This is a genomic window from Thalassobaculum fulvum, from assembly GCF_014652915.1.
GTDB classification, from domain to species: domain Bacteria; phylum Pseudomonadota; class Alphaproteobacteria; order Thalassobaculales; family Thalassobaculaceae; genus Thalassobaculum_A; species Thalassobaculum_A fulvum.
In genome coordinates, this window is sequence record NZ_BMZS01000012.1 from 238857 (window position 1) to 252638 (window position 13782).

The 13782-nt window shown below is 70.6% G+C and carries 10 protein-coding genes; 8 read left to right on the forward strand and 2 right to left on the reverse strand.

The genetic code is table 11. The annotated features are described in order from the left end of the window. Window positions 1-85 precede the first annotated feature (85 nt). The gene (locus IE246_RS24060) at window positions 86-1993 is read left to right on the forward strand and encodes a hybrid sensor histidine kinase/response regulator (protein WP_189994504.1); all 1908 of its coding nucleotides are present in this window, start codon (window positions 86-88) and stop codon (window positions 1991-1993) included. A 10-nt stretch (window positions 1994-2003) separates the two neighbouring features. Here IE246_RS24060 and IE246_RS24065 read toward each other — a convergent pair whose 3' ends face one another. Then, on the reverse strand, window positions 2004-2753 hold the full coding sequence (locus IE246_RS24065; protein WP_189994506.1) for a response regulator: 750 nt from the start codon (window positions 2751-2753) through the stop codon (window positions 2004-2006). 245 nt (window positions 2754-2998) lie between these two features. Here IE246_RS24065 and IE246_RS24070 point away from each other — a divergent pair, with 245 nt between their 5' ends. Together IE246_RS24070 and IE246_RS24075 are read left to right on the forward strand one after the other, a co-directional pair. Continuing rightward, window positions 2999-3625 (forward strand): helix-turn-helix domain-containing protein, encoded by a 627-nt coding sequence (locus tag IE246_RS24070; protein ID WP_229837468.1) that lies wholly within the window; start codon window positions 2999-3001, stop codon window positions 3623-3625. A 47-nt stretch (window positions 3626-3672) separates the two neighbouring features. After that, window positions 3673-4083 carry a response regulator gene (locus IE246_RS24075; protein WP_189994510.1) on the forward strand — a complete coding sequence of 137 codons (411 nt, stop codon included), beginning with the start codon at window positions 3673-3675 and terminating at the stop codon, window positions 4081-4083. Between the two features lie 13 nt (window positions 4084-4096). Here the strand turns inward: IE246_RS24075 and IE246_RS24080 are convergent, their stop codons facing one another. Beyond that, complete coding sequence (locus IE246_RS24080) at window positions 4097-5005, reverse strand: LysR family transcriptional regulator (protein WP_189994512.1); 909 nt, start codon at window positions 5003-5005, stop codon at window positions 4097-4099. 160 nt (window positions 5006-5165) lie between these two features. Here IE246_RS24080 and IE246_RS24085 point away from each other — a divergent pair, with 160 nt between their 5' ends. From IE246_RS24085 to IE246_RS24105, 5 genes are all read left to right on the forward strand, one after another. Beyond that, on the forward strand, window positions 5166-6566 hold the full coding sequence (locus IE246_RS24085) for an amidase (RefSeq protein WP_189994514.1): 1401 nt from the start codon (window positions 5166-5168) through the stop codon (window positions 6564-6566). A gap of 202 nt (window positions 6567-6768) precedes the next feature. Then, on the forward strand, window positions 6769-8685 hold the full coding sequence (locus tag IE246_RS24090) for a secretin GspD/PilQ domain-containing protein (protein WP_189994516.1): 1917 nt from the start codon (window positions 6769-6771) through the stop codon (window positions 8683-8685). Between the two features lie 97 nt (window positions 8686-8782). After that, on the forward strand, window positions 8783-9559 hold the full coding sequence (locus IE246_RS28045; RefSeq protein ID WP_229837469.1) for a hypothetical protein: 777 nt from the start codon (window positions 8783-8785) through the stop codon (window positions 9557-9559). Window positions 9560-9881: 322 nt separating this feature from the next. Next, window positions 9882-11966, forward strand: a complete 2085-nt coding sequence (locus tag IE246_RS24100; RefSeq protein WP_189994517.1) for a hydantoinase/oxoprolinase family protein — start codon at window positions 9882-9884, stop codon at window positions 11964-11966. Further along, entirely contained in the window at window positions 11963-13615 is a 1653-nt protein-coding gene (locus IE246_RS24105) for a hydantoinase B/oxoprolinase family protein (RefSeq protein WP_189994519.1), read from the forward strand. The genes IE246_RS24100 and IE246_RS24105 overlap by 4 nt, the downstream gene beginning before the upstream one ends. Window positions 13616-13782: the final 167 nt, after the last annotated feature.

The window sequence follows — 13782 nt, forward strand, 5'->3', positions numbered from 1 at the left end:
GACGGGTTGGTCCGCCCGCCGGCGTGTGATTGAATACCGGGACTGGTCCTCGCCGTCCTTCCGATCGAGCCGCTGCACCCCGCCGATGAACAGAGATATCGAGATTCGGCTGGAGATCGCCTCCGAGAAGCTTCGGGAGTACGCGCATGCTCTCGACTACGTCCCGGCGTTCGTCCGGGCGCCGGACGGCACGATCCTGATCTGGACCAGTGCGATCGCCGCCGTGTTCGGCTGGTCGGAGGCGGAGGCGGTCGGACGGAAATTCTACGAGCTGCTCAGGACGGTGTTCCCGGCGCCGCTGGAGACGATCGAGGCCGAGCTGTTCGCGGTGGGCGAGTGGAAGGGCGAGATGGTCCACCGGCACCGCGACGGTCGCCGGATAACGGTCGAGAGCCAGTGGGCGGTGCATCGCGACCCGCAGGGCAAGCCCGTTTCGATTCTGCAGTTCGTCCGCGACGTCACCGAGGCGAAGCGGGCACAGTCGATGATCGAGGAGCGCGAGGCACGCCTGCGCTCGGTCCTCGACACCGCTCCCGACGCCATCATCACGATCGACGGCCAGGGCATCGTGCAGTCGTTCAGCCATGCGGCCGAACGGCTGTTCGGCTATGCCGCCGGCGAGGTCATCGGACGAAACATCAATCTGCTGATGCCGTCGCCGCACGCCGAAGCCCATGACGGATACCTGGAGCGCTACCTGCGGACCGGCGAGAAGCGGATCATCGGGATCGGCCGCACCGTGCAGGCCCGGCGGCGGGACGGCGGGATCTTCCCGATCGAGCTGGCGGTCGGCGAGGTGGTGCTGCCGGAAGGCCGGGTGTTCACCGGCTTCATCCGCGACATCTCGGCCCGCCAGAGCATGGAGGAGGAGCTCCGGCAAGCCCACAAGATGGAGGCGGTGGGGCAGCTCACCGGCGGGGTCGCGCACGACTTCAACAACCTTCTGACGGTGATCTCGGGCAACCTGGAACTGCTGGAGCGGCGACTGGTCGACGACGACGACCGGGACATCCTGCGCGAGGCGCAGGAGGCGGCGGATCTCGGCGCGCAGCTCGCCAGCCGCCTGCTGGCGTTCGGCCGGCGGCAACCGCTGAACCCCAAGCCGATCGACCTCAACGCGATGGTCGTGAGCATGGTCGACCTGCTGCGGCGCACGCTCGGCGAGACGGTGCGGATCTCGACCCGGCTGGGCGAGGCGGTGCCGGTGATCATGGTCGACCCGGGACAGGTCGAGAACGCATTGCTGAACCTGTCGATCAACGCGCGCGACGCCATGCCCGACGGCGGTACCGTCACCATCGAGACCGGTCTGGTGACGGCGTCCGACGAGACCGGCGAGATCGTCCCGGGTACGTACGTCAAGCTGACGGTGTCGGATACCGGTGTCGGCATGCCGCCGGAGGTGCGGCAGAGGGCGTTCGAGCCGTTCTTCACGACCAAGGGCCCCGGTGCCGGCAGCGGGCTCGGTCTCAGCATGGTCTACGGCTTCGCCAAGCAGTCGGGCGGCCATGTCGACCTGCACAGCCAGCCCGGGAAAGGCACCGCGATCGGGATCTATCTGCCGGTTCGGGAGGAGGACCTGGTCGCGGCCGACGTGCCGGGCGACGCGGCGGGTGCCACGGCGGAACGCGGGCGGGCGGTTCTGGTCGTCGAGGACGACCCGCGGGTGCGGCGGGTCGCGGTCCGGCGCCTCCATGCGCTCGGCTACCGCGTGCTCGAGGCCGACAGCGGTCCTGCGGCGCTCACCGTGCTCGGCGGCGACCAGCCGGTGGACATCCTGTTCTCCGACGTGGTGATGGCTGGCGGGATGTCCGGGTTCGCCCTGGCGACCCGGGCACTGGAGGCGAGGCCCGACCTGCAGGTCGTCCTGACGTCCGGCTACACCGACCCGGCGATGATCCGCGAGGGGCAGATGCCGGCGGGCGCCCGCTGGCTGGCCAAGCCGTACACGTTGCAGGATCTCGAGGAGGTGTTGCGGCCGGTGGTCTGCTGACCGCCGCGTCTCAGGCGGGCCGGACCGCGGCCGCGAACAGATAGCCGGCGCCGCGCACGGTCTTGACCAGGGACGGATTGGCCGGGTCGGCCTCGATCTTCTTGCGCAGCCGCATGACCTGGGTGTCGATGGTCCGGTCGTAGGCGGCCCAGTCGCGGCCTTTTGCCAGGTCCATCAGCCGGTCGCGGCTCAGCACCCGGTTGGGGTGGTGCAGGAATACCCGCAGCAGCTCGAATTCGGCGGCGGTGAGGGGGACCGGCCGGCCGTCGGGCGCGCGCAGGTCGCGCCGCAGCACGTCCAGGGTCCAGCCTTCGAAGGCGAGGGTGTCCGCGTTGTTCTCGGTCTCCGTCGCCGGCGCGGCGACCGCCGGCGCGGCGGGCGCGGCCGGGCCGCGGGTCCGCCGGCTCACCGTCCGGATCCGGGCCAACACCTCGCGGAGATGGAACGGCTTGGCGATGTAGTCGTCGGCGCCGGCCTCGAGGCCGACGACCCGGTCGATCAGATCGCCCTTGCCGGTGACCATGATGATCGGGATCTCGGAGTGCCGGCGGATCTCCCTGGCCAGGGACAGGCCGTCCTCGCCCGGCATCACCAGGTCGAGCAGGACCAGATCGACGCTCTCCTGCTCGAGAACCTGCCGCATGGTCGCGCCGTCCCCGGCCTCGGAGACCTTCAGGCCTTCCTCCGTGAGATAGCGCCGGACCATGGTCCGGATCCTCGGCTCGTCGTCGACGACGAGGACATGGAGAGCCTCGTTCATGCGTCGCTTCCCGGTATCCTGTTACAGTTCGTCACACTTCGTCTCGCTTTGTCTACACAACGGCCGGCGGTCCGACATCACCCTGTGACCGGGCGACGATAAACCCAGGGTCGATCGGAACGATCGCGACCTGTTCGGCAAGGGCGAGGCCAGCCATGAACACACTCATCGCGTCACGTCCCCGCGCCGGCGGCGGTTTCTCCGCTGTCGACGTCCGTCATGATATCCCGCGATCGGGGGTGGCGGTGCAACGCATTGCGCCGGGAAGCCTCCTGTTCTCCGAGGGCGACGACGCGCATGACGTGTTCGAGATCGTGAGCGGGACCCTGCGCCTCTACAAGGTCCTGATCGACGGTCGCCGGCAGATCATCGGGTTCCTGTCGGGCGGCCAGCTTCTCGGCCTGGCCCCTCGCCGGCAGTACGTTTGCACGGCCGAGGCGGTCACGCCCCTGACCGTCCGGCGCTACCTGCGCCCGGCGTTCGAGCGGCGGATCGACGAGGAGCCGGGCCTGGCGCGCCGGCTGCTCGACGCATTGTCGAACGAGCTGCGGGTGGCGCAGGACCAGATGGTCCTGCTGGGCCGGAAGTCGGCGCCGGAGAAGGTCGCGAGCTTCCTGTTGAGCCTGGCCGCCGACGAGCACGGCGGCTGCGAGGATCGTGTCGACCTGCCGATGGGGCGCGGCGACATCGCCGACTATCTCGGCCTCACGGTCGAGACCGTGTCGCGGACCTTCACCAAGCTCAAGAACGACGGGCTGATCGCGCTGCCGACGCCGGCGAGCGTGGAAATCCTCGACCTGGACCAGCTCGAGGCGCTGGCCGCCGGATGCGCCGACGAGGAAGCCTGGGGCCGCAACGGCGGGAGCTGGTGACGCGGATGGACGACACGAGCTTCTCGAGGCGCGCGAGGGCCATGCCGATGGACGAGGACGCGGAGCCGATGGTCGAGGGCGACGGACCGCAATCGTCGGGCGGCCGGCGGCCGGCGCTCGTCGTGGCCTACGACGCCGCGGCGCAAGAGGCGTGCCGGTCCGCGCTCGAAGCCGAGTGGGACGTGACCCTGGTCGACAGCGGAGTGGCCGCCGTGATCGCGGCCCGCAAGGCGGTGCCGGGCGTGATCTTCGTGGACCTGCAGCTGCGCGACGTACCGGGGGCCGAGGCGGTCGGCTGGCTCCGCTCCAATCCCGAGCTCGGCAACGTCCCGATCGTGCTGATCGCCGGCGGTGCCGAGGACGATGCCGAGATCGCCGCCATCCATCCGACCGCGCTGTTGCGCAAGCCGGTGTCGCGCGGCGCGGTGGAACGGGTCGCCGGCTCCCTGGCGGGGTGAACCGGCAGGGGCTTCACCAGGCGTCGGCCGGGTCGCGCGAGGCGCAGAAGGCGGTTGCGCAGTCGGCCGCCATCTGCGCGATCAGCGGCGGCAGCGGGCGGTCTTCCATCTCCAGATACATCGCGTAGAGCGAGATCGCCGGGAACTCGGTGCGCACCGGCAGGATCCGCAGCGCCCCCGAGGCGATCTCGCGCTCGATGGTGACGGTCGGGATCGCCGCCAGTCCGACGCCGTCCGTCGTCAGCCGGATCAGTGTGGCCAGCGAGGCGGTGTGCAGGCGGATGTTCTCGATCCCGGAGCGCTGGAAGTACCCGACCACCGAGCCGTGGCGGCTCGACGAGGTCGGGAACGACAGGATCGGGAAGCGGGCGACATCCTCGATCTCCAAGGGGCCGTCGGGCACTGCCAGTGCCGGGCTGGCGACCCACTGGCAGGCGAAGGTGCAGAGCTGGCGGTTGACCAGCCCAGGCGCGTCGACCGGGCCGTTCATCAGCCCGAGGTCGAGCCGCCCGTCCAGGATGTCCTCGGAGATCTCCGGGGTGATCGCCGCGTTGAGCTCGAGCACCACGTCGGGATAGGCCTCCCTGACCCGTTCGATGAGGGTCGGAAGCCAGGAGTAGACGACGGTGTCGATGACGCCGATCCGCACCGTGCCGGTCAGGCTGGCCGGGTTGATCATGCGGCGGCGGAAGTCCGCGGCCAGCCGCACGATCCGCTCGGCGTGCTCACGCGCGTCGATGCCGAGCGGGGTGAGGCGGACGTCCCGGGAGTCGCGCTCGAACAGCCGGATGCCGAGTTCGCGCTCCAGGGTCGCGATCCGGTGGGAGACCGCCGCCTGGGTGGTGTTCAGGCGCTCGGCGGCGAGGCTGAAGCTCTTCAGCCTGGCGACCCAGATGAAGGTCTCGAGGAACTTCAGGTTCACCGGAGGCGGCTCCAGGACGAAGGCGGCCTCGCATCGTAGGGGATCGCCGGCCACCGCTCCAAGCTCGGGCGACCACGTACCCGCGGCGCGCTTGCCTGCGGTCCCGTGTGCGGGGAGAGTTACGGGGCGTTCCCGCCCGTCTCCGTCACAAGGATCCGACATGACCCCGCTGTACGCGACTTCCGCCGCCGAGCTCACCGAGGCCTACGCGGCCGGCCGACTGTCGCCGGTCGAGGTCACCGAAGCGGTGCTGGCCCGGATCGAGGCCTGGGAGCCGCACGCCAACGCGTTCTACCGGGTGCACCATGACGGCGCGCGGGCGGCGGCGAAGGCGGCAGAGGCCCGCTGGCGCGACGGCAGGCCGCTGTCGCCGCTCGACGGGGTGCCGATCACCCTCAAGGAGAACGTGGTCAGCAAGGGCGATCCGGCGCCGATCGGGGTGGCGATCGGCGATACGACGCCGAAGACCGAGGATTCGCCGATCGCCGCCCGGGTACGCGAGGCCGGCTGCGTGCTGCTCGGCAAGACCACCATGCCGGACTACGGCATGCTGTCCTCCGGCCGCTCGTCGATCCACGGCACGACCCGCAACCCGTGGCGGCTCGACCGCAACACCGCCGGCTCGTCCTCGGGGGCCGGAGCGGCGGCGGTCGCCGGCTACGGGCCGCTGCACGTCGGCACCGACATCGGCGGGTCGGTGCGGCTGCCGGCGCATCACTGCGGGCTGTTCGGGCTGAAGCCGTCGCTCGGCCGGATCCCGATCCACCCACCGTTCATGGGGCGCTGCGCCGGGCCGATGACCCGGACCGTCCGCGACTCGGCGATGCTGATGTCGGCGATCACCCGGCCGGACGCGCGCGACTACATGAGCCTGCCCTACGACCCGGTCGACTATGCGGCCGGACTGGAGGGGCTGTCGGCCAAGGGGCTGCGGATCGGCCTGATCCGCAAGATGGGGACCGGCCTCGAGCCGGAGACCGGGGTGCTGGCGGCGGCCGACGCGGCGGCCAGGGCGCTCGCCGATGCCGGCGCCGAGGTGGTCGAGACCCCGTCCTTCCTGACGCCGGCCATGCTCGACGGTATCTGCCGGTTCTTCGAGGCCCGCTCGTACAACGACGTCATGGCGCTGAGCGCGGAGCAGCGCGCGAAGATCCTGCCGTTCGTGGTCGAGTGGTGCACCTGGCGGGCGGGCGGTTTCTCGGGCGCCGAGGTGATGGACGCCTACATGCAGGTGGTGGCGATGCGCGAGGCGGCGGTCAAGGCGGTGGCGGCGTTCGACTTCGTGCTGTCGCCGACCGCCCCGATCGTGTCGTACCCGGCCGAGGCGCACTCGCCGAACGAGGACCCGCACGACGCGCTGGCCCACATCGCCTACACCGTCGCCTACAACTTCTCGGAGCAGCCGGCGGCCTCGGTGAACTGGTGCTTCACCGACGACGGCCTGCCGGTCGGCGTGCAGTTGATCGGCCAGCGCTTCGACGATCTCGGCGTGATGCGCCTCGCCCGTCTGGTCGAGCAGCTCCGCCCGGCCCAGAACGCCTGGCCCGAGCCGCCGCAATAGCGCGTCGCCGGATTCCCGCGAGGCCGTTCGCAGAGGGCGAAAGCGATTGAACCCGGAACGGCCCGCAGGCATGCTCTCAGCGCTTGAAGGGCCTGCATGGGGAAGACACGGCCTTGGTCGGGTGACCGGCGTCCGTCGGGAACCTCTTCCTCGGTGCCGTTTGGGTGGGGACGGTTGGCGGCCAATGGCCCGGTGCGCATTGATGACCGATTGCCGAGCGGTGATCGCGCTGGCGCTGGTGGCCACGCTTCTCGCCGCCTGCGCCGAGGGGCCGCTGACTTTCGGGTCGCCAGCCGCTGACCCGCCCGGGTCGACCGCGACGCGCGATGTCGATCCGAAGGACGTCCCGGCCACACTCGCGATGGAGGGGTTGAAGCGGCTCGAGGCCGGCGACCTGGACGCCGCGTCGGAGGGTCTGCAGGCGGCGATCAAGCTTCGCCCCGACGTCATGGGCTACCACCTGCTGCTGGGCACCATCTATCACCTGAAGTACCTGGCGGGCCGCAATACCGCCGAACTGGCGATGACCGCCTACGAAGTGGCGGCGCGGCTCGACGACCGCAGCCCGCTGCCGTTCCAGCAGATCGGCCGACTGAACTTCCAGACCCGCCGCTACGAGGCTTCGCGCGACGCCTTCCTGAAGGCCTACGCCCGCCAGCCCGGCCGCGGGGAACTGCTCGACGAGCTGCTGGTCGCCGCCTGGTACGCCGGCGATCTCGCGATCGCCCGATCGGTGCGCGAGGACGCAGGCGGCCGCGGCCTGGAGAGCGCGACGATGCTGCGGCTGGACGCGTTGCTCGCCGGCGTCCTGCAGGATCCGACGACGGCGCGCCCCGCCTTCGCCGCCCTGGAACGAAGATACGGCTACGACCGGGTGCAGCTGGCGCAGCTCGAACAGCGGGTCGGGGCGCTGCAGGACTCGGCCGCCGGCCTGCCGGCCGATCCGGCCGGTCCGGCCGAGACGACGCCCGGCACCGGGGAGCCGGATCCCTCGGTCGCCGTCGAGCCGGCCGGCCATTGGTTCGCGTGCGATCCGGAACCTGGAATCGCGCTGCCGACGATGTCGGAGATGCAGGGGATCCCGAACGCCAGCGGCGACGAGACCGAGCGCCTGCCGGCGATCCCGCGGCCCTGCCCGGGGGCCCCGGCGCCGCCGGCGGTCATGCTCGATACCGCGATCATCCAGTCGAACGAGGCGATCGGTAGCCGTTACGGCGTGAACCTGCTGAACGCATTGAGCGTTTTCGCGACCGGCGGCCTGAGCTTCACCGAGACGACCGCCACGGCCAACGGCTCGTCGTCGGTGACCAACTCCACCAACGTGCGCAGCTTCCGCATCGATCTCGGCAGTTCCCCGACCACGAACTACATCGCCTATGCGCTCGACATCGCCAATTCGGTACAGTCGACCAGCGAGATCATCTCGCAGCCGGCGCTGGTCGCCATCGACCGCCTGCCGTCGACGTTCTTCTCCGGATCGATCGTCACGATCGGCGTCGCCGGCAGCGACAGCTCGTCCAGCACGATCACCGACAGGCCGATCGGGGTCAGCCTGTCGATCACGCCGACCGTCATCGACGACGAGACCCTGAACCTCAACGTCAAGGTGGCGCGCTCGTCGCTTGCGACCTCGGCGCTCGGCGCCGCCAGCACGTTCTCCCAGACCCTGTCGACGACCCGCACCAGTGTCGCGGCGAGCGTCACCGCCCGCTACGGCCAGACCATCCTGGTCAGCGGCCTGACCGAGGCCGGCTCGACCTCGACCGACGACGGCACGCCGGTGCTCAAGGATATTCCGGTGGTGCAGTGGCTGTTCGACCGGCAGTCCGACCTGCGCTACCGCTCCTCGGTCCTGGTCGCGATCACCCCGCGCCGGCTCGGCGACGTGGCTCCGGCGCGGCTGACCGACGCCATGCGGGACCCGCATGTGCAGAACCGGCTGCGCCGGGTGCTCGACCGGATGACCGAGCGGTCTTCGATCCAGCTGGCCCTGAAGCGCATGTCGGGCCGGCGTTTCTTCGACCTGACCGAGGATGGCGACTTCGCCTCCGACGACTGGTACCGGGACGGGCGCCTGAAACGGCTGTTCGAGGACTTGGCGCGAACGCTTTATCGCTGAGTCCGCTCGGAGGTCCGCGACGCGCCGGAAGCGAATACACGTTGACGAAAGATTGGAGACAAATCCAAGATAATTCCTTCGGGTGAGGAGAACTGCGATGTCGAGTCTGTCGGAGTCGGGGTTTGAACACGGTTGCGGCCATCTCGCTGAGCGGACGATGCAGGCGATCGGGGCCGGTCGGCGGACCGGTACCGCGCTGGGGCATGCGCTTCGGGCCCTGGGCCTCGGTGTCCTGGTCCTGGCGACTCTGACGGCCGCCGAGGCGAATGCCCAGTCGACCGCCGCGGCGAAGTCGAAGGTCCAGCAAAGCGTCGCCTCGGCCAAGTCGAAGGCCCAGCAGGACGCCGCCGCCGCGAAGAGTGCGGCGCAGCAGCGGTGTGCGTCCGCCGGCACGACCGGTGAGCAATGCTCGGCTGCCGCGGCCTCGGCGAAGGGCAATGCGGCCGCTCTGCCGATGACGCAGTGCATCGCCCGGGCCCCCAGCAGCGGCAAGGCCCGCATGGATCACATCGCCGCGTGCAGGCAGCAGGCGCAGAATGGGCGCATCGCGCTGTACAACAAGGCCTACAACGCCAAGAAGTCCGTGGCGACGGCAAGTTCGGCGGTCGACCCGGCCAGGGCTGCGGCGAATGCGGCAAATGCCGCTGCGAATTCGACCAGGACCGCTGCGAACCTGCAGGACGAGAAGCGGCAGCAGGCCGAGGCGGAGGCGACGGCGGCTCTTACCGATGGGTCGAACAAGCTGACGCTGGCCGATCAGAACGAGCAGGGGACCAGCGCGGCGCAGCTTCAGGCCAGGCAGCAGGTCGGCACCACGGCGCTTTCCTTGGCGAACCAAAAAAACAGCCCACAGTCGAAGCTGCGGTTGTTCTAGCCGCCGCCAGCCGCGAAGCGCACCAAAGCCGTTCCAGGCGCCTCGCCCCCCGACGCCCCGTCGCGCGCGGCGTCGCTCAGGGCTGTGCACGGATCCGGCAGCGCGTGGATCCTGCCACCTGCGTCGCCCGCCCGGCCGCCATCCCGGACGCCGCGTGCGGCGATCCGGGAGCCGCCGGCCACCCCGTCGCCCGGTCATGAATTTTTCTTGTCGCCGCGAATAAATATTTTGTTCTGGTCGTGCGCGCACTGCCACGGCTTCAATTCGCTCCATTGCGACACGGAAGGCGGCCCCCTGGCTGGGCGGCCGGGAGAGGGTCTCGATGGAGCGTTGGCGCGTCGGCGTCGATTCCGGTGGCACGTTCACCGACATCTGCCTGTTCGAGGAGGGCGAGGGCCGGATCGAGGTCTGGAAGGTCTCCTCGACCCCCGACGACCCGTCGCGCGGCATCGCGCAGGGCGTCGAGGAGGGCATGCGCCGGGTGGTGCCAGACACCGACTTGCCCGGCACCGACGGGGCACCGGCCGCCGCGGTCTCGTATTTCGGCCACGGCACCACGGTCGCCACCAACGCGCTGATCCAGCACAAGGGGGTCGCGACCGGCCTGTTGACCACCGAGGGCTTCCGCGACCTGCTGGAGATCGGCCGGCAGAAGCGCCCGGACCTGTACGACGTGTTCGCCGACAAGCCGCCGACCCTGGTGTCGCGCGACCTGCGGCTGGAGGCGGCCGAGCGGGTGCGCCACGACGGCTCGGTCGACGTGGCGCTCGACGAGGACGCCGTCCGGGGGGCGGCGCGGCGGTTCAGGGAGGCCGGCGTCGGCGCCGTCGCGATCTGCTTCCTGTACAGCTTCGTGCGTCCCGAGCACGAGGCTCGGGCCAAGCAGATCCTGCTCGAGGAGTATCCCGACGCGTTCATCTGCGCGAGCCACGAGATCGCCCCGGAGTTCCGCGAGTTCGAGCGGTTGTCGACGGCGGTGGTCAACGCCTATCTCGGGCCGGTCATGCGTACCTACATCGAGCGGCTGAGCCCGCGGCTGACCGACCTCGGCATGACCGCGACGCCGCACCTCACGCAGTCGAACGGCGGCGTGATCGGCTTCGAGACCGCAGCCCAGATGCCGGTCCGCACGGTGCTCTCCGGCCCGTCGACCGGGGTGGTCGGCGCCCAGGCGGTCGGCGAGGCCGCCGGCTTCCAGGACATCATCACCTTCGACATGGGCGGCACCTCGACCGACGTGGCGCTGCTCAAGGACGGGCAGTGCCGGCTGGCCTCGGAGGCGATCGTCCACGGCTATCCGCTGAAGGCGCCGATGCTGGACATCCACACGGTCGGGGCCGGCGGCGGCTCGATCGCCTATGTCGATTCCGGCGGGCTGCTGAAGGTCGGGCCGCGCAGCGCCGGCGCCGACCCGGGACCGGTGTGCTACGGCCGCGGCAACACCGAGCCGGCGGTGACCGACGCCAACGTGGTGCTGCAGACCCTGAACCCGGTGCACTTGCTCGGCGGCCGCATGACGGTGCGCCAGGACCTCGCCCGGCAGGCGATCGGCACGCTCGCCGACCGGCTCGGCCTCGGGCTGATGGAGACCGCCCAGGGTATCATCTCGGTGGTGACCGCCAACATGGCGCGGGCGATCCGGGTGATCTCGGTGCAGCGCGGCCACGACCCGCGCGACTACACGCTGATGGCGTTCGGCGGCGCCGGCCCGCTGCACGCCGCCCGGCTGGCCAAGGAGCTGGACATCGGCCGCATCCTGGTGCCGCGCAGCCCCGGCATCCTGTGCGCCATGGGGCTGCTGCTGACCGACCTGCGGGCTGACTTCGCCGCGACCCGGCTGCTGTCGCTGGAATCGGCGACCACTGTGGAACTGGAGGATCTGTTCGCCGGCCTGGCCGGGCGGGCCGAATCCTGGTTCGCGGAGGAGGGGATCGCGCCGGCCGAGCGGCGGATCGTCCGCACCGTCGACATGCGCTACGCCGGCCAGAACTACGAGCTGCCGGTGACCCTCCCGGACGGCCCGATCACCGCCCGCACCATCGACCATCTGGCCGAGGGCTTCGCGGCGGCGCACGAGCGCATGTACGGCTTCGTTGCCGAGGGCGAGCCGGTGCAGCTGGTGACCTACCGGGTCGAGGCGATCGGCCTGGTCCGCAAGGCCCGGCTGGTGGCCCACGACTTCGTCGGCCATGACGCGGCCGGGGCGATCCAGGGTCGGCGCGAGGTCTGGATGGCCGAGGCCGGCGACTTCGTTTCCTGCCCGGTCTACGACCGCGACCTGCTGCAGCCGGGCAACCACATCGCCGGCCCGGCGATCGTCGAGCAGATGGACACCACGACCGTGGTGCTGCCCGGCATGACCGCACGCGTCGATCCCTATCTCAACCTGATCCTGGAGGCGGCATGAGCATCGACGTGTCGGCCGAGACCGGCCGCGAGCTCGACCCGATCACCGTCGAGGTGATCGGCGCCGCGCTCGAATCGATCGTCGAGGAGACCGGCGAGGCGCTGGTCCGGGCGTCCTATTCGACCAACATCAAGGAGCGGCGCGACTGCTCGACCGCGCTGTTCGACGTCCAGGGCCGCACGCTCTGCCAGGCCGAGCACATCCCGATCCATCTCGGCAGCTTCATCGGCGTGGTGCCGAAGATCCTGGAGATGCACAGGGTCGAGGACATGCGGCCGGGCGACGTGTTCGTCGGCAACGACGCCTATGTCGGCGGCGGCACCCACCTGCCGGACATCGTGCTGGCCGAGCCGATCTTCGTCGACGACCGGATCACCGCCTGGACGGTGAACCTGGCGCACCACGCCGACTTCGCCGACCGCGGCCACGCCCACATCTACCAGGAGGGCCTGCGGATCCCGCCGGTGCGGCTGTATCGGGCCGGCGAACTGCAGAAGGACATCCTCGACCTGATCCTGCTGAACTGCCAGGTCCCGCGCGAGCGGCTGTCCGACCTGCGCGCCCAGATGGCGGCCAACCGGCTCGGCGTGCAGCGTTTCCAGGCGCTGTGCGCGAAATACGGCGCCGAGGTCGTGCTGGCCGCCGGCGACGCCCTGCTCGACTACGCCGAGCGCAAGATGCGCGCCGGCATCGCCGGGCTGGCCGACGGCACCTACCGGTTCGAGGACGTGTTCGAGAATCCGGAGATCGACGGCGAGCTGCCGCTGTCGGTCGAGATCACCGTCGCCGGCGACGAGATGCGGCTGCACTTCGAGAGCCCGCCGCAGGTCCGCGCCGGCATCAACATGACCTACACGGCGCTGCTGGCGACCGCCTACTACATCGTCAAGTCGGTCGTCGACCCGACCATCCTGCCAAACGCCGGCCTGGCGCGGCCGCTGACCATCACCGCGCCCGAGGGAACCGTCCTGAACTGTACGCACCCGGCGGCCGTCAACGGCCGGGTGCAGACCTGCCAGCGGGTGTCCGACCTGATCCTGGGGGCACTCGCCAAGGCGGCGCCGGACCGGGTCACCGCCTGCTCGAACAGCGCCTGCTCGGTCGCCACCTTCGTCGGGCAGCGCAAGAGCGACGGCTCGATCTGGGTGTACCTGGAGACCATGGGCGGCGGCGCCGGGGCGCGGCCGGGCAAGGACGGGCTGGACGGCGTGCACGTGCACGTCACCAACACCTCCAACCTGCCGCTGGAGGCGCTGGAACAGGAATACCCGCTGACCCTGCTGCGCTACGAGCTGATCGACGGCTCCGGCGGCGTCGGCACGTTCCGCGGCGGCATGGGGCTGCGCCGCACCTACCGGGCCGACGAGGACTGCCGGGTGCGGGTCGACGTGTCGCGCATCCGCTCGCGCTCCTGGGGGCTGTTCGGCGGCGGCGAGGGGGCGAGCGGCGGCATCGTCTGCGGTCCCGGCGTGGCGTTCGACCACGACCAGGCGACCCTCAAGGCCGGCCAGTGGTTCGAGGTGGTCACGCCGGGCGCGGGCGGCTACGGCCCGCCCGAGAAACGCGCGAGGGACGCGGTGGTGCGCGACCTCGCCGAGGGCGTCATCGACGCCGCCACGGCGAAGGAGGCGTACGGGTACTCTGCCTAGGGGCAAGTGCAGCGGCGGCCGGTAGGTCCCGGCTCTCCGCTCAGCTCCGGCCGGGATGACGACAAGGTGGGGAACAGCCGCGCACTCTCCCCGCCGTCATCCCGGAGCGGCCCGCCGTCGGCGGGGCGCATCCGGGACCTACGATACGACGGGCGCGACAACGCCCG